This window comes from Monashia sp. HAY1-5C (assembly GCF_056755255.1).
Genome location: NZ_JBPGXG010000488.1, coordinates 1 through 257 on the forward strand (window position 1 = coordinate 1; position 257 = coordinate 257).

General features: G+C 58.8%; 1 protein-coding gene. It reads right to left on the reverse strand.

The window, feature by feature from the left end; genetic code table 11:
* On the reverse strand, positions 1 to 257 hold a 257-nt coding region (locus ACR9ZK_RS22540; protein ID WP_481344156.1), incomplete at both ends, for a hypothetical protein.

Here is a 257-nt window from a genome sequence, read left to right on the forward strand (position 1 = left end):
TCATCAATGTGCGCAGCATCGCTTCACCTTGTGAGCGCTGACCGTTGTCGATCATCACTGACGCACGCCAGTACTGCCATTCATCTTCCTGCAGGGCATCCGAAGGTAAACGATCCAGCCACTGTCTCAGTCCCTGACGATCACCGGCGGCCAGCGCCATACGAATCCGACGCTCCACCAGCGTGGTGGAATGGCTGCGCAGAATAACGTTATCGCGCCATGCCGCCTGTTCCGGTGTGGCGTCGCTGCCCATATAG